The following is a 15,725-nucleotide window of genomic DNA, read 5'->3' as shown; positions in this document are numbered from 1 at the left end:
CAACTAAATCGCGGGGGTGGCATGGCACACGGCAACGGCGGCAATCGCCTGCAGCGGCCGCGGCGGCTGGCCGATTTCATCAACTACCGGGTCTATCACCTGAACCGCGTCGCGCTGGGCGCGGCCGCGCTGCACCTGCGCGCGCGGGCGGGCGTGACCCGGCGCGAATGGCGCATGATTTCCTTCCTCGGAGAGCAGCCCGGCACGCGGCTGACCGAACTGGCAGAGAGCGCCGGCCTCGACAAGGTGCTGGCCAGCCGCGCCGTGCACGCGCTGGTGGAGCGCGGCCTGGTGCGCCGGGAAACGCGCTCGCAGGACCGGCGCGCGGCCGCTTTCACGCTGACGGAGGAGGGCGAGGCGGTCTACCGCACCGCCTTTGCGCAAGCGCGCGACTTCAATACACAGCTGGCCGCCTGCCTGACGGCCGAGGAGGCCATGATCCTGTCACGCTGCCTGGACAAGCTGCAGGCGCAGGCCGGCGCCATGCTGGCCGAAGCCCAGGCGTTGCCGCCGCCGGCGGACGAGGCGCCGGCGTGGGAACTGCAGCAGTTGTGGCGCGCGGAGAAAGGGTAGCGGTGCTGCCTGGGAGCCGGCGCGCCTTCACCCAGCCACGAAATCCGCGTCGAGAACATACATCTGCCGATCGCCGTCATGGATCGAATCGATGCAGATCTGCGTGCCATGGCGGCTCCAGCGTGGATGCAGATCACACCGGTTCTCTTTCTTCAGGTCGGGGCTGGTGTAGAACGTGCCGATGTCGTAGCGCCTGCCGCGCCCGACATGGTAGAGGAACAGCACACGCTCGTTGGTCTGCGCGTCAGGATAGGTATCGCTGAGCAGCCATTGCGGATGTGTGCGCGAGAACGTCATGTGGCCGTTCTCGGTCAGCAGGCCCGCGCCAATCGCCATGACCTCGCCGCCGCTGCGGTCTTCGTACAGGTGGTAATGGATGCTGCCGTCATGCGGGCCCCAGACGATGATGTGCGTGTCGTCCTTCCACAAGGGGTGCGAGATCTGGTACTCAGACTTTTCGTAGTCGAAGGTGCCCACCGCATCCGGATCGAAGTGCTCGGCCAGTTGCGGCAACGGATGATCGGAGCACTCCAGCAGCCGCATGTCCGAGCCATCCGGATTGACGGTGATCAGGCGATGCAGGAAGCAGGTTTCGTCCTCCACGCGTTCGGTCCAGCGGTGCAGGAACAGCACGCGCGAAGACGACGGGTTGATCTCGATGTGGCTGACCCAGTGGATCGCCTTGTCCATCGAAGGGACGGGATGGAAGTTTCGGAGATCCTGGTAGCTGACGATCAGGCGCGATTGCCCGGTCCCGATCTCCATGGCATGGATGCCATCGTGCGCCGGGGCCAGTTCTGGCGACGGTCGGGCATGCAGGCACGGATGTAGCCCAGCGTGGTCGGCGGATTCTCGAACATCATGTCGATCTGGCCGCCCAGCAGGTCGGCCATGGCGGCCGAACTGCCCTTGTAGGGCACATGTGTCAGCGGTGCGCCCGTGGCAACCCGGAACAGCTCGCCGATCATGTGCACCGACGAACCCACCCCGGCCGAACCGAACGTCATGCCCTGCGGCCGCTTCCCCGCAGCCTCGGCAAGCTGCTTCAGGCTTGCCACCTGAATCTGCGGACTGACCACGACCACATGCGGCATCTCCGCCAGCACGGTCACGACCTTCAGGTCGGTCGCCGGGTTGTAGTTCAGCTTGGGGTAGGTGCCATAGGTCGCGTGCAGGCCGATGGAACCGAGCAGCAGCGCATAGCCGTCGGGCGGGGCGTCGGCGACGGCCTTGCCGCCGATATGTCCGCCGGCACCCGGGCGGTTCTCTACCACCACGGTCTGGCCATACAGCTTGCCCAGCCGGTCGGCGAGCATGCGAGCCTGCAGGTCGGAGCTGCCGCCGGCGCTGAATGGAACGATCAGGCGGATGGCATGGTCCGGGTAGGCGGCGTGGGCGCCGAACGTGAGCAGGGACAGGGCGCCTGCGAGCAGGGTGGTTATCGGGGGCAGGCAGCGTGCTTTTTTCAGCTTGCGCGGCATAGGGAGTCTCCTGAGTCAGTCTGGTGGCCGTTAGCCGGAACATCCGCTGGCTGCGCGGCAGCGCATCCATGCTTCCCAGCTGGCGGCGCAGCGGCTATTGACGCTGAACTCAGATGACGAACTCTCGATCGCGCTCTGGCAGGCGTTGCGCGATGCCGGGGCCGAACCCGCCGCGACGCTGCAGACGACCTACTCCGGCACGATCTGCGGCCTGGCCGCGCAGGGCGCGGGCATCGGCATCGTCAATCCCTATGCGGCGCGTGTGTTCGCGCATGCCTTGCGTGTCGTGCCGCTCGAGCCGGCATGCGTGGTGGAGGTGCGCATGGCCCGCGCCAGCCACCTTGCCAATTCCAGCATGGCGGATGCCTTTGCCGAACTGGTGGCGCAAGCGCTGACGGCGGCGCCAGCATGAACGTGCCGGCGTGTGGGGCTGTATGGATATAGACGACGATCCGCGAAAAAGAAAAGCGCGGCGTCCTTCAAGCTTCCGTGGCTGGCTCCGGTGCTTCGGAACCCGTAGCCTGCCCCTGCGCAAACGTCACCGCCGCCTCCAGCAGCCACGCGCGCAGATGCTGCATGGCATGGCTCACCGGGCGCGTATCGGGCAGGACCAGGTAATACGCGCTGGTGGAGCGCAGCGAGCGGGCCACGGGGCTCACCAGTTGCCCGCTCGCCAGGTATTCCTCCACCAGGAAGCGCGGCACTAGCCCGATACCCATCCCGGCCCGCGCCGCGGCGATCACCATGCTGTGGTGGTCGAAGCGGGCGCCGCGCATGGCGTTGACGTCGTCGATGCCGGCCGCCTCCATCCATTGCTTCCAGCCGAAACTGCGCGTGGCCAGGTGCAGCAGCGGTGCATGCGCGATGTCGTGCGCGTCGAGGCGCTTCTTGCGGCCGAACAGCTGCGGATGGCACACCGCCACGGATTCTTCCCCGAACAACAGGTCCGCGCGCGCGCCGGGATAGACCGCTTCGCCGAAGTGGATCGCCGCGTCGTAGGGCGTGCCGTCGAACAGGAACACGTCGGACTGGGCGCTGATATTGACCACCACCCGGGGATGCCGCGCATAGAAGTCGGGCAGCCGCGGGATCAGCCATTCGACCGCCAGTGTCGGCACGCATGCCAGCTCGACGGTGCCGCCCGCGCCTTCATGCGCCATGACCTCCAGCGTGTCGCGCTGCAGCTTGCGCAGCATCTCGCGCACCTGGACGCTGTAGAGCGCACCGGCCGCGGTCAGCGTGATGCGCTGGTTGGCGCGGTGGAAGAGTTGCACGCCGAGCAGGCTTTCCAGCGCGGCAATCTGGCGCGATACCGCGCTCTCCGTGATGAACAGGTCGGCGGCGGCGCGGCGCAGGTTCAGGTGCAGCGCGGCGGCTTCGAAGGCGCGCAGGCTGGAAAGGCTCGGAAGGCGTTGCCGCATCGCGGGTAGGGCCGGTAGTTGATGACATTAAGTCATCATCCTATACCGAAATCTCGCTTGAATCGTCGGACTTGATGAGAAATGATTCAGCCCTGGTCCCGCAGCCCCCCACCAGCGCGGCACCGCCATAACGACAACCATCAGGTAGACAGGAAAACAATATGAAACGCTTGTTCAGCGCGCTGGCCGCCGGCACTTTTGCCTTTGGCATGGCCCTATCCGGCATCGTCGCCGCCGAGGATTTCCCCGCCAAGCCGGTCCGCATCATCGTGCCGTACCCGCCGGGGGGCACCACCGACATGGTGGCGCGGCTGGTCGGCGAGCGGCTCGCGCTGCAATGGAAGCAACCGGTCCTGGTGGAGAACCGCCCCGGCGCGGGCGGCATCGTGGGCACCGGCGTCGCTGCCAAGTCCACCGCCGACGGCTATACGCTGCTGATGGGCTCGGTGGGCGAGTTCGGTATCAATCCCACCCTGTACAAGAAGCTGCCCTACGACGCCGCGGCCGATTTCGCGCCGGTGACCATGGTGGCGCGCGTGCCCAACGTGGTGGTGCTGTCGCCGGCCTTTGCCGAGCGCGCCCATGTGCAGACGCTGGCTGAGTTCATTACCTACCTGAAGGCCAACCCGAAGCGCGTCAACATGGCGTCGGCAGGCAACGGCACGTCGACGCACCTGGCCGGCGAGCTGTTCCAGCGCATGACCGGCACCGAGATGAGCCACGTCGCCTACAAGGGCAGCAGCCCGGCGATTGCCGACCTGATGGGCGGCAGCGTCGACGTGATGTTCGACAACCTGCCGGCGTCGCTGCCGTTCGTGCGCTCCGGCAAGCTCAAGGCGCTGGCGGTGACCACGCCCGCGCGCTCGTCGGCGCTGCCCAATGTGCCGACCGTCGCCGCCGCCGGCCCGGTGCCGGGCTTCGACGCCAGCCCGTGGTTCGGCCTGCTGGCGCCGCGCGGCGTAGCCAGCGCGGTGGCGCAGAAGATCAGCCAGGACCTGGCGCGCGCGCTCGGCGATCCCGCCGTGCAGGCGCGCATGCGCGACCTGGGCGCGGAACCCGCGCCGAGCACCCCCGAAGCCTTCGCCGAGGTGCTGAAGAAAGACCGCCAGAAGTGGGGCGAGATCGTGCGCCTGTCCGGCGCTTCGGTGGACTGAAAGCCGTCATTGATTTCCATCTCGTTATCAGGCCGATCGGGCCTTCCTGCATCATGAGCAAGAACATCAAGCAACTGGTTTCCCTGCATCTTGGCGCCACCGGCGCCGACCGCCTGTCCGCGCTGGTGAGCGCGCCCGCGCAACTGCCGGCCGGCGCAGCGGGTCACGCGTCGCGCGCCGAGATTGCCCACGCGCTGAACCTGGTGCTGTTCGCCGGCATCCTCGAGCGCGTGCCGACCGGCAAGGCCTACACCGAAGACGTGGCCGCGGCGGGCGGCAAGGTTCACTTCGACCATGGCGCGCTGCGCACGGTGCGCTGGCCCGACAACGGCGCGCTGCCAGCCGGCGAGGCCGCCTTCACGCGCATCCTGCGTCCGCTGGGCTACCGCCTCAACGGCACCTATCCGCTCGACCGCATCGGCATGACCGGGCGCTCGTACGCGCATGAAGACGCGCCCGAAGAGATCGCGCAGTTCTTTGTCAGCGAGCTGCATCCCGAGCGCTTCAGCGCAGGCTTCCAGCAGGCCGTCAGCCGCGTCCTCGAAACTTCGGTCGATCCGCTGACGCCGCGCGCGCAGGCGCTGCTGTGGGAACTCGAGCGCGAAGGGTCGTTGCCGCTGGCGGAGGCCGGCGAGCTGATCGGTGCGCTGGCGCGCTGCTTCGAGCGCCATCATGCAGCGCCGCGGCTGGCCGACTACGAGGCCCTGCTGGCCGAATCGGCCGAGATGGCGTGGATCGCCACCGAGGGCAATGCCTTCAACCATGCCACCGACCGCGTCGAAGACGTGTTCGCGCTGGCCGAGGCGCAGAAGCGCCTGGGCCGGCCGATCAAGGACAAGGTGGAAGTGTCGCGCAGCGGCCGCGTGCGCCAGACCGCGTTCCGCGCCGACCCGGTGCGCCGTGCCTTTGTCGGCGCCGACGGCGCCGAGGTGGTGCGCGAGGTGCCGGGCTCGTTCTACGAGTTCATCACCCGCGACCGCTACGTCGATGACGCGCAGGCGGTGACGCGCACCGACCTGGGTTTCGACGCGGGCAACGCGCAGGGCATCTTCAAGATGACCGCCGCGCAATGCTGAGGCCAGCCTGACCATGACCGCCGCCTACCCGTTCGTTCCCGCGCTGCGCGAGCCGGAAGGCTCGCCCATCCGCGAGCTGTTCAAGTACCTGTCGGACCCGGAGATGATCTCCTTCGCGGGCGGCTACCCGTCCGCCGCGCTGTTCGATGCCGACGGCATCGGCGCCGCGTCCGCGCGGGTGCTGCGCGAGCGGCCCGCCGAATGCCTGCAGTACGGCGCCACCGAAGGCGCCCCCGCGCTGCGCGACGCCCTGGTGGCGCTGATGGCCGGGCGCGGTGCCGCCGTGACGCGGGAGCAACTGCTGGTCACCAGCGGCTCGCAGCAGGGCTTCGATTTCCTGGTGCGCGCGCTGGTCGAGCCGGGCAGCGTGGTGCTGGTCGAGGAGCCGACCTATTCGGCGACGTTGCAGGCGCTGCGGCTGGCCGGTGCCGAGGTGCGCGGGGTGCCGTCCGACCGGCACGGCATGGACGTCGACGCGCTTGCGGCGATGCTGGCCGACGGCGCGGTGCGCCCGCGGCTGATCTACACCGTGCCGACCTTCGCCAACCCGACCGGCGCCACGCTGTCGCCCGAGCGCCGGCTGCGCCTGCTGGAGCTGTCGGCGCGGCACCAGGTGGTGCTGGTCGAAGACGATCCCTATGGCGCGCTGAGCTTCGACGGCGCCGCGCCGCCGTCGCTGCTGGCGCTGTGCGACCAGGTGCCCGGCGCCCGTCCGTGGCTGGTGCACCTGGCCAGCCTGTCGAAGACGCTCGCGCCCGGCCTGCGCATCGGCTGGATGGTGGCCGCGCCGGAAATCATCCGCCGCGCGGTGATTGCCAAGCAGGTGTCGGACCTTTGCACGCCGCCGTGGATCCAGCTGGCGGTCACGCAATACCTGGCGGACGGCCGCCTGCGCGCGCAGGTGGAGCGCGAGATCGCGTTCTACCGCGACAAGCGCGACCGGCTGGCGGAGGCGCTGTGCCAGGCCTTCGGCGAGCGCATCCGCTTTGCCTTGCCCGCCGGCGGCATGTTCCTGTGGGCCGCGCTGGAAGGCGTCGACGATGCGGCCGCGCTGCTGCCGCATGCGATCGCCGAAAAGGTGTTGTTCGTACCCGGCGCGGGCTTCTACGCGCAGCGCCGCCCACGGCCCGCGTTCCGGCTCTCGTTCGCTGGCGCGGCGCCGGAGCAGATCGCCGAAGGCGTGGCGCGGCTGAAGCGGGCGGCGGCGCGCCTGGACGCGGCTGGCTGACGCGATAGCGGGTGCGCCGCTCCGCGGTTCATTCGTCGTCCGCCGGCAGCATCCGGCCGCGCCGCGGCATTTCAGAGTCCAGCACCAGCCGGCCATGGACCCGCCCGTTCATGCGCGTGACGTAATGCGTGCACTCTTCCATATGCGCCGACATCAGCGCGCGTACCGTCTCGGCGTCGCGCTGGCGTGCCGCCTCGACGATGCGCTTGTGGAACTTGACGTTGGCCGCGCCGAATTTCTCGTGCTCGCACGCAGGGGTGTCGTTGGCGAACACCACCAGCTGGCGGATCATCTCGTTGATGAGCTCGCATGAGAACCGCAGCATGGGGTTGGGGTTGGCCGCGGCCAGGATGTCGTGGAAGGTCAGGTCTTCCTGGCGCTGGTCCAGCAGCGGCGTCGCGGCCGCGGCCGAGGCCGGGTCGCACAGGTCGATGGTGCGTTCCAGCGCCCGGAAATCGTCATCGGTCAGATGCGGCACCGCGCCGGCGGCCAGTTCCGGCTCCAGCAGCCGGCGCACGGTGTAGATGTCGGCAATGCCGACGTCCTTGAAGAACAGGTAGTTCTGCATCAGCTGGAAGGTGCGGTCCAGCGGCACTTCCACGATGGTGCCGCCGCCTGCCGGCCCGGTGCTGACCCGGATCAGGCCCTGCACCTCCAGCGACTTCAGTGCCTCGCGGATGGTGCTCTTGCTGACGGAGAACATCTGCTGCAGCTTGACCTCGTGCGGCAGCTTGTCGCCCGGGCGCAGGTTGCGCTGGGTGATCAGCCGCTTGAGCTCTTCCGCCACCAGGTCCGCGCGCTTCTGCTTGCGGATCTCGATGGAACCGGTCTTGCCCTCCCGAAACATCGCCATTGCTCTTTCCTTGTCATGCGCCGCCAGCCATGGACGACCGGGCGCCTGCATTCTAGCCAAGCGCGCCGGCGCAGGGCCGCGGCTTGCCCCAGGGGCGTGCATGGTGCCCGATTGGCTGGCATGGCCATGCCCGCTGCCCGCACCTTTCTGCCCGCCGTCGCCCCATGCGCCGGGCACATGAGGCGATGCGCCGAGGGTGCGTAAACCCTGACCCTTCCTTTGTTGACAACGATTCCGGCCGACTCCTAAGATGATTCTATTCTATTTATACGTATAAATAGAATAAACAGGTTCGATTCTTGCTCGGGCAGTGTCGGCGCCGGGCGAAAGTCACCAGCATGTCGGGGAGACGGGGCAGCGCCAGGCCATGGCGTTGGCCGGACTTTCGCCCCGTGCAGCCCAATCCCCACAGAACGAGGAGTGAGCCTTGAATCGTCGTGACCTGCTGAAACTGGCGGCGCTGTCCGCCGTCCCCACCTCCCTGATCCATGGCCGCAGCGCCCTTGCCGCGGGCGAGGCGCTGGAGTTCGGCTGCCCGGTGCCGATGTCGGGCGCCTTCGCCGCCAACGGCAAGTTCGCCGACCTGGGCATGCGGCTCGCCATTGACCAGTACGGACAGGTGCTGGGCCGGCCGCTGCGCTACAGCGTGCTCGACACTGAAGGCAAGCCCGCCACCGCGGTGCGCAAGGTGCAGGAGTTGGCGCAGCAGAAGGCGGCGCGCTATTTCGCGGGCGGCATCCTGTCGTCCGAATCGCTGGCCATGGGCAAGGAGGCGGAAAAGTTCGGCGGCGTGTTCGTGACCACCGCCGGGGCCGACGAGATCACCGGCAAGGACTGCAACCGCGCCACCTTCCGCTGGTCGGTGCCGACCTTCGGCGCGATCGAGCGCACCGTGCGGCCGCTGATCGAATCGATGCCCAAGGCCAAGCGCTGGTACACCATCACGCCGCAATACGTGTTCGGCGACGGGCTGCTGTCGGCGGCGAAGGCGATCTTCAAGGAGAAGGGCATCGAGCACGTGGGCAACAGCTACCATGCCCTGACCGAGAAGGAATTCAGCGGCTACCTGACCAATGCGCTGGCCGCCAAGCCGGACGTGCTGCTGATCCTGAACTTCGGCTCGCAGTCCGCCGACACGCTGCGCCAGGCGGTCAGCTTCGGCATGAAGAAGAACACCACCATCCTGCTGGCCTGGGCCTCGGGGCTGGAGCAGTTCGAGTCGCTCGGCGCCGACCTGTGCGAGGGCGTGTACTTCGGCGCGCAGTACTGGCACGGTGTCGATACGCCGCTGAACCGCGACCTGGTCAAGCGCACCCAGGCCAAGTTCAAGGCCAATCCCAACTACAGCCTGGCTGGCTCGTATATCTGCACCAAGATCATGGTGGACGGCATGATCAAGGCCGGCAGCGCCGATCCCAAGGCGGTGGTCGCCGCGCTCGAAGGCATGAAGTACGAGGGCCTGACCGGGCCGGAGGAAATTCGCGCCGCCGACCACCAGGTGCTGAAAAACTACTACCTGCTCAAGGGCAAGGCCAGGTCGCGCATGAAGGACAAGGACGACTACGCCGAAATCGTCAGCGTCGGCAAGGCCTTCCTGCCGGTCGAGCAGACCCAGTGCAAGATGGCCTGATGCCCTGACGCCGCGGGGCCGCCGCCCCGGCGATTCACACACTGAAGCACACCGAGGCACCGTGCCGCGCAGTCGCGCGCGGCATGGCGGCTTCCTACATCCGTACGACTCATGAACGTCTATCTGTTGCAGGTGATCAACGGCGTCGGGATCGGCATGCTCTACTTCCTGCTGGCGGTAGGCCTGTCGATCGTGTTCGGCCTGTTGCGCTTCGTCAATTTCGCGCATGGCGCCTTTTATGCGCTCGGTGCCTATCTCTGCTTCCAGGCGCTGCAGATCGGCATGAACTTCTGGGTGGCGCTGGTATTCGCTCCGATCATCATCGGCGCGCTCGCGTGGCTGACCGAGAAGGTCATGCTGCGCCACGTTTACGCGCAGCCGCACGAGTTCCACATCCTGGTCACGGTGGGCCTGGCGCTCGCCATCCAGGAACTCATCATCGTCGGCTGGGGGCCGCTCGGCGTCGACGTGCCGCCGCCGGATGCGCTGCAGGGTGTGGTGATGTGGGGCGACTTCGTCTATCCCAAGTACCGCCTGTTCGTGATCGGCTTCACCGGCCTGCTGGCGATCGGACTGTGGTGGCTGCTGGAAGGCACGCGCCTGGGCAGCGCGGTGCGCGCGGGCAGCGAATCCACCGAGATGGTGTCGCTGCTCGGCATCAATGTGTTCCGGCTGTTCAGCCTGATGTTTGCGCTCGGCGCCGCGACCGCGGCGATTGCCGGCGTGCTGGCCGCGCCGATCCGCGGCGCCGAGCCGTTCATGGGCGTCGAGGCGCTGGGCGTGGCCTTCATCGTGGTGGTGGTCGGCGGCATGGGCAGCTTCACGGGGGCGCTGGTGGGCGGCCTGCTGGTCGGCGTGGTGCAGAGCCTGATGAGCACGCTGTGGCCCGAAGGCGCGCGGCTGATGATCTATGTCGCCATGGCCGCGGTGCTGCTGCTGCGTCCGCATGGCTTGCTGGGGAGGGGATGATGGCTATGCAAGGACAATGGCTCTTGCGCTACCGCTTCTGGTGGCTGGCACTTGGCGTCACGCTGCTGCTGCCGCTGACGATGCGCTCCGGCACGCTTGCCACGGAGGTGCTGATCTACGCGATGGCCGCCATGGCCTGCAACCTGCTGCTCGGCTACACCGGCCTGCTGTCGTTCGGCCAGGGTATCTTCTTCGGGTTGGGCAGCTACGCGGTGGGGCTGGCACTGACCCGCGCCAGCCTGCCGATGCCGCTGGCCCTGCTGCTGGCGATCGCGACCGGCGCGGCCGCGGCGGCGCTGGTGGGCTGGTTCGCGATCCGGCAGCGCGGCACCTACTTCGTGATGCTGACGCTGGCTTTCGCGCAGATGTTCTACTTCCTGGCCTATACCGCGCCCGGCATCACCGGCGGCGACAACGGCCTGCTGGATATCCCGCGTCCGCCCTTGTCGGTGGCCGGCCATGCGCTGGTGCCGCTGGCGTCGCCATGGCAGTTCTATGGCTTTGTCGCGGTGCTGTTCCTGGCGGTGTTCCTGGCGGTGCTGCGCGTGACCGAGTCGGTGCTGGGACGCACGCTGCTGGCGATCCGCGACAACGAAGAGCGCGCGCTGGCGGTCGGCTACAACGTCAAGGCGTTCAAGCTGCTGGCGTTCATGGTTTCCGGCGCGGTGACCGGGCTGGCCGGCGCGCTGCACGCCATGCTGACCGGCATCGCGCCGCTGACCAACATCGACTACCACGCCAGCGAGATGATCCTGGTGATGACCGTGATCGGCGGCACCGGCAATATCTTCGCGTCGGTGCTGGGCGCGGCCTTCTATGTGCTGCTGGCGGACTGGTTGTCGACGCTGTGGCCGCGCTGGCTGATGCTGCTCGGCTTCCTGCTGATCGCGGTCAGCCTGTTCATGCAGCGCGGGCTGTGGGGGCTGGGCGCCACGCTATGGGATCGACTGCGCGGCGTGCGCCGCGCGCCCGCCACACAGGAGGAACGCGCATGAATACCGCCACCACCCCCATCCTGGAAGCCACCGGCATCGTCAAGCAGTACGGCAAGTTCATGGCGCTGGGCGGGGTCGACCTGCGCGTGATGCCGGGCACGATCCATTCGGTGATCGGCCCCAACGGCGCCGGCAAGACCACGCTGTTCCACATGCTGACCGGCACCAAGGAAGTCAGCGCCGGCCGCATCGTCTTCGACGGCAAGGACGTCACGGGCGAAGCCGACTACCAGCGCGTGCAGCGCGGTATCGCGCGCTCGTTCCAGGTCACCAGCCTGTTCCCGAGCCTGCCGGTACGCGAGAACCTGCGCCTCGCCGCGCTGGGCACGTCGCCGCGCAAGGCCATGAGCGGATGGCGCTTGCCGGTGGGCGAACTCGCTTGTGGCGAGGTGGTCGACCAGGTGCTGGAACGGCTGGAGCTGGGGCGCGTCGCCGACAGCGCGGCGGGCGTGCTGTCGCACGGCCAGCAGCGCCGGCTGGAAGTCGGCATGGCGCTGGCGGCGCGGCCGCGCGCGATCTTCCTGGACGAGCCCACGTCGGGCATGGGCGTCGACGACCTCGGCGCGATGAAGCGGCTGATCCGCGGGCTGGCCGCGGACCACACCGTCGTGCTGATCGAACACAACATGGACATCGTCATGGATATCTCGGACACCGTCACCGTGATGCAGCAAGGCAAGGTGCTGATGGAAGGGCCGCCCGCGGCCGTGCGCGGCGATCCGCGCGTGCGCGCGGCCTATCTCGGCAACATGATCACCGGAGGCAAGGGATGATGCTCGATGTACAGGAGATCCATGGCTACTACGGCAAGAGCCATGTGCTGCAGGGCGTATCGCTGGCGATCGGCGAAGGCGAACTGGTAACGCTGCTGGGGCGCAACGGCGCCGGCAAGTCGACCACGCTGAAGGCCATCGCAGGCGTGGTCCAGCCCCGCGGCGGGCGCATCGTTTTCCGCGGCAAGGACGTCGCCGGCATGGCGCCGCACCGGATTGCCGCCGAAGGCCTGTGCCTGGTGCCCGAGCACCGCGGCATCTTCAAGCTGCTGACGGTGGAAGAGAACCTCAAGCTGGCCGCGCGCCGCGATTCGCCGTGGCAGCTGCAGGACATCTACCGCATCTTCCCGCGCCTGCGCGAGCGGCGCGGCAACGGCGGCGCGCAGCTGTCCGGCGGCGAACAGCAGATGCTCGCGATCGGGCGCGCCATGATGAACCATCCGCGCCTGCTCATGCTCGATGAGCCGGTCGAAGGGCTGGCCCCGGTGATCGTGGAAGAGATCGTGGCGCAGCTCAGGGTGATCAAGGCCGCCGGCGTGCCGATCCTGCTGGTCGAGCAGAACCTGGAGGTGTGCACGCAACTGGCCGACCGCCACGTGATCATCGAGCAGGGCAGGGTGGTCTATACCGGCGACAACGACGCGTTCCGCGCCGACGAGGGGGTCAAGGACCGCTATCTCGGCGTCGGGCTGGCGGCCTGAACCATGGATGACGGCGGCCGCGATGCCGGCCGACCCAGACGAGGAATGACATGACGACATTGCAAGCTGCGCGCGCGGCAGCGGCGAGCGCCGGCGCGCGCGCCGACCTGCGCATCGACGGCCAGCGCCTGTGGGACACCCTGATGCGCCTGGCCGCCATCGGCGCCACGCCCAAGGGGGGCGTATGCCGGCTGGCGCTGACCGACCTGGACCGCCAGGGCCGCGACTTCTTCATTGCCGAAGCCAAAGCCGCCGGATGCACGGTGCGCATCGATGCCATCGGCAATATCTTTGCGCGGCGCGCCGGCCGCGACGACGCCCTGCCGCCGGTGATGACCGGCAGCCATATCGATACCCAGCCGACCGGCGGCAAGTTCGACGGCAACTACGGCGTGTTCGCCGGCATCGAAGTGCTGCGCACGCTGGCCGACGCGGGCATCGTCACCGATGCCCCGCTCGAGGTGGCGGTGTGGACCAACGAGGAAGGCTCGCGCTTCGTGCCGGTGATGATGGGCTCGGGCGCGTTCGTCGGCGAGTTCGCGCTGGCGGACGTGCTGCAGCAGCGCGACCGCGACGGCATCAGCGTCGGGCAGGCGCTGCAGGCCATCGGCTATGCCGGACCCGAAACGGTCGGCGTGCGCCCGGTCGGCGCCTACTTTGAAGCGCATATCGAGCAGGGTCCGGTGCTGGAGGCCAACGACACCACCATCGGCGTGGTCACCGGCGCGCTCGGCCAGCGCTGGTATGACGTGGTGCTGACCGGCATGGAAGCACACGCGGGGCCCACGCCGATGGCGTTGCGCAAGGACGCGCTGCTGGCGGCATCCGAGCTGGTCGGCATCGTCAACCGCATCGCACTCGATCATCCCCCGCATGGCCGCGGCACGGTGGGCTGCCTGGGCGTGCATCCCGATTCGCGCAACGTCATCCCGGGCAGGGTGACGATGACGGTGGACCTGCGCGCCGGCGACGACACGGTGCTGTCCGCGATGGACGCGGCGCTGCGTAAGCAGGTTGCCGCGCTGGCGGCGCGCAGCGGCATCGACATCGAGCTGCAGCAGGTGGTGTACTTCCCGCCGCAGCCGTTCGATGCGCGGCTGGTTCAGGCGGTGCGCGGCGCCGCACGGCGGCTCGGCCATTCCGCCATGGACGTGATCAGCGGCGCCGGCCATGACGCGGTCTACCTGGCCCGCGTCGCCCCGGCGGCGATGATCTTCGTGCCGTGCAAGGACGGCATCAGCCACAACGAAATCGAAGACGCGCGGCCCGAGGACCTGGAGGCTGGCTGCAACGTCCTGCTGCGCGCCATGCTCGATGCCGCCACGCGGCCATGACACCGGAACGGACTGCCCGATGAAGATCCTGATTGCCCGACTCAACCACGAGACCAACACCTTTTCACCGGTGCCGACGCCGCTGGCTGCGTTCACGCCGGCCTATGGCGACGACGCCTATCGCGCCGCCAAAGGCACCCGCACCGCGGCCGCCGCCTTCATCGACCTGGCAGAGGCCGCCGGCGCCGAGATCGTGGTGCCGGTGATCGCCGGCGCCAACCCGAGCGGCCGCGTCGCCGCCGATGCGTATACGCACCTGTGCGACACCATCATCGCGGCGGCCCATGGTTGCGATGCGGTGATGCTCGACCTGCACGGCGCGATGGTGGCCGACAACATCGACGACGGCGAAGGCGACCTGCTGCGCCGCCTGCGCGCCGTGCTGCCGCACGCGCCGGTCGCGGTCGCCCTGGACCTGCACGGCAACATCACGCAGGCACTGATCGACCACGCCGACATCGCGGTCAGCTTCAAGACCTATCCGCACGTCGACATGTACGAAACCGGCGAGCACGCCGGCCGGCTGCTGCTCGACATGGTCGCGGGACGCGTGCGCCCGGTGATGGCGTGGCGGCGCCCGCCGCTGATCACCCACACCCTGCGCAGCCGCACCGACGAAGGCGCCATGCAGCGCGCCGTCGCGCTGGCGCGCGAGGCCGAGCGGGATGGCATGCTGGCGGTGTCGGTGCTGGCCGGCTTCGGCCTGGCCGACATCGCCGCGCCCTGCCTGAGCGTGATCGTGGTCGGCGACGGCGACCAGGCCAAGGCCGACGAGGTCGCCGGCCGGATCGCCGCGCAGGCGTGGGCCGAGCGCGATGCCTTTGGCTACCAGGCAGAACCGCTGGCCAGTTCCATCGCGCGCGCCGCGCAACTGGCCGACAGCGCGCACCCTGCGGGCGCCGGCCCGGTGCTGCTGCTCGACCATGGCGACAACTGCATGTCCGGCGGCACCTGCGACAACATGGCGGTGCTGCACGAAGCGCTGGCGCAGGGACTGACGGGCATCGCGGTCGGACCCGTGTGCGACCCTGAGGCGGTCGCAGCGCTGGTCGACGCCGGCGTCGGCGCCAGCATCACGCTGCCCGTCGGCGACAAGGTGCCCTTGCCGCAGCTGGAGGTCTATCCGCAGGCCAGGCCGCTGACCGGCACGGTCGCCGCGATCAGCGACGGCGAGTACACCATCACCGGGCCGACCTACACCGGACAACGCATCCGCATGGGGCGCACCGCGTTGCTCGATATCGGCGCGGCGCAGGTGATCGTGACCGAGACCCCGCAAGAGCACTGGGACCTGGGCATCTTCACCCATATCGGCATCGATCCGCACCGGGCGAAGTTCCTGCTGCTGAAGTCACGCATGTACTGCCGCCCGGTGTTCGTGCCGATCGCCAGGGCGGTGGTGGAGTGCGACGGGGAGGGCGTTACCAGTTCGCGCTACGAGCGCTTTCCGTTTCGCAAGGTGAGCAGGCCGGTTTATCCGCTCGACGATAGTGCTGACTGGGCGGGATAGGAATGGTTGGCGGGGAAGGGGATTTAA

General features: G+C 68.4%; 14 protein-coding genes and 2 pseudogenes. 12 read left to right on the top strand and 4 right to left on the bottom strand.

Annotated features, from left to right (window positions below):
- Positions 1-21 precede the first annotated feature (21 nt).
- Entirely contained in the window at positions 22-573 is a 552-nt protein-coding gene (locus tag FHX60_RS09495) for a MarR family winged helix-turn-helix transcriptional regulator (protein ID WP_183283178.1), read from the top strand.
- A gap of 27 nt (positions 574-600) precedes the next feature.
- Here FHX60_RS09495 and FHX60_RS09490 read toward each other — a convergent pair.
- Positions 601-1,371 (bottom strand): annotated as a pseudogene (locus tag FHX60_RS09490) (hypothetical protein); the annotation flags it as partial.
- A gap of 20 nt (positions 1,372-1,391) precedes the next feature.
- A pseudogene (locus FHX60_RS09485) lies at positions 1,392-2,054 on the bottom strand (Bug family tripartite tricarboxylate transporter substrate binding protein); the annotation flags it as partial.
- A 46-nt stretch (positions 2,055-2,100) separates the two neighbouring features.
- On the opposite strand from FHX60_RS09485, the gene FHX60_RS09480 reads away from it, so the two are divergent.
- Positions 2,101-2,466: a LysR substrate-binding domain-containing protein gene (locus tag FHX60_RS09480; protein ID WP_258397064.1), complete on the top strand. Its 366-nt coding sequence runs from the start codon at positions 2,101-2,103 to the stop codon at positions 2,464-2,466.
- 67 nt (positions 2,467-2,533) lie between these two features.
- Here the strand turns inward: FHX60_RS09480 and FHX60_RS09475 are convergent, their stop codons facing one another.
- Positions 2,534-3,475, bottom strand: a complete 942-nt coding sequence (locus FHX60_RS09475) for a LysR substrate-binding domain-containing protein (RefSeq protein ID WP_112776592.1) — start codon at positions 3,473-3,475, stop codon at positions 2,534-2,536.
- A 161-nt stretch (positions 3,476-3,636) separates the two neighbouring features.
- On the opposite strand from FHX60_RS09475, the gene FHX60_RS09470 reads away from it, so the two are divergent.
- From FHX60_RS09470 to FHX60_RS09460, 3 genes are read left to right on the top strand one after another with little or no spacing between them, the layout of a single operon-like run.
- Complete coding sequence (locus FHX60_RS09470; protein ID WP_092315769.1) at positions 3,637-4,629, top strand: Bug family tripartite tricarboxylate transporter substrate binding protein; 993 nt, start codon at positions 3,637-3,639, stop codon at positions 4,627-4,629.
- Between the two features lie 53 nt (positions 4,630-4,682).
- A complete protein-coding gene (locus tag FHX60_RS09465; protein ID WP_183283177.1) occupies positions 4,683-5,705 on the top strand; it encodes a DUF1338 domain-containing protein in 1,023 nt (340 codons plus the stop codon).
- Positions 5,706-5,718: 13 nt separating this feature from the next.
- Positions 5,719-6,933: an aminotransferase-like domain-containing protein gene (locus tag FHX60_RS09460; RefSeq protein ID WP_183283176.1), complete on the top strand. Its 1,215-nt coding sequence runs from the start codon at positions 5,719-5,721 to the stop codon at positions 6,931-6,933.
- Positions 6,934-6,961: 28 nt separating this feature from the next.
- On the opposite strand, the gene FHX60_RS09455 is transcribed toward FHX60_RS09460, so the two are convergent.
- On the bottom strand, positions 6,962-7,786 hold the full coding sequence (locus tag FHX60_RS09455) for a FadR/GntR family transcriptional regulator (protein WP_112776595.1): 825 nt from the start codon (positions 7,784-7,786) through the stop codon (positions 6,962-6,964).
- A gap of 427 nt (positions 7,787-8,213) precedes the next feature.
- Between FHX60_RS09455 and FHX60_RS09450 the strand changes: the two genes are divergently transcribed.
- The 7 genes from FHX60_RS09450 (at position 8,214) to FHX60_RS09420 (ending at position 15,698) form a co-directional block, all read left to right on the top strand.
- Positions 8,214-9,416, top strand: coding sequence for an ABC transporter substrate-binding protein (locus FHX60_RS09450; RefSeq protein ID WP_112776596.1), 1,203 nt, complete (start codon positions 8,214-8,216; stop codon positions 9,414-9,416).
- Positions 9,417-9,527: 111 nt separating this feature from the next.
- A complete protein-coding gene (locus tag FHX60_RS09445) occupies positions 9,528-10,385 on the top strand; it encodes a branched-chain amino acid ABC transporter permease (RefSeq protein ID WP_112776597.1) in 858 nt (285 codons plus the stop codon).
- Positions 10,385-11,380 carry a branched-chain amino acid ABC transporter permease gene (locus FHX60_RS09440; RefSeq protein ID WP_183283175.1) on the top strand — a complete coding sequence of 332 codons (996 nt, stop codon included), beginning with the start codon at positions 10,385-10,387 and terminating at the stop codon, positions 11,378-11,380. The genes FHX60_RS09445 and FHX60_RS09440 overlap by 1 nt, the downstream gene beginning before the upstream one ends.
- The gene (locus FHX60_RS09435; protein ID WP_112776598.1) at positions 11,377-12,153 is read left to right on the top strand and encodes an ABC transporter ATP-binding protein; all 777 of its coding nucleotides are present in this window, start codon (positions 11,377-11,379) and stop codon (positions 12,151-12,153) included. Before FHX60_RS09440 ends, FHX60_RS09435 begins: the two co-directional genes overlap by 4 nt.
- Positions 12,150-12,854, top strand: a complete 705-nt coding sequence (locus FHX60_RS09430) for an ABC transporter ATP-binding protein (protein ID WP_183283174.1) — start codon at positions 12,150-12,152, stop codon at positions 12,852-12,854. The genes FHX60_RS09435 and FHX60_RS09430 overlap by 4 nt, the downstream gene beginning before the upstream one ends.
- A 50-nt stretch (positions 12,855-12,904) precedes the next feature.
- On the top strand, positions 12,905-14,188 hold the full coding sequence (locus FHX60_RS09425; protein ID WP_183283173.1) for a Zn-dependent hydrolase: 1,284 nt from the start codon (positions 12,905-12,907) through the stop codon (positions 14,186-14,188).
- 19 nt (positions 14,189-14,207) lie between these two features.
- Positions 14,208-15,698 (top strand): M81 family metallopeptidase, encoded by a 1,491-nt coding sequence (locus tag FHX60_RS09420; RefSeq protein ID WP_183283172.1) that lies wholly within the window; start codon positions 14,208-14,210, stop codon positions 15,696-15,698.
- The last annotated feature ends 27 nt before the right edge of the window (positions 15,699-15,725 follow it).

The sequence above is a fragment of the Cupriavidus alkaliphilus genome (assembly GCF_014191175.1).
Taxonomy (GTDB): Bacteria; Pseudomonadota; Gammaproteobacteria; order Burkholderiales; family Burkholderiaceae; genus Cupriavidus; species Cupriavidus alkaliphilus.
The sequence above is the reverse complement of the archived record's forward strand: the minus strand, read 5'-3'. Positions and strand labels throughout refer to the sequence as shown.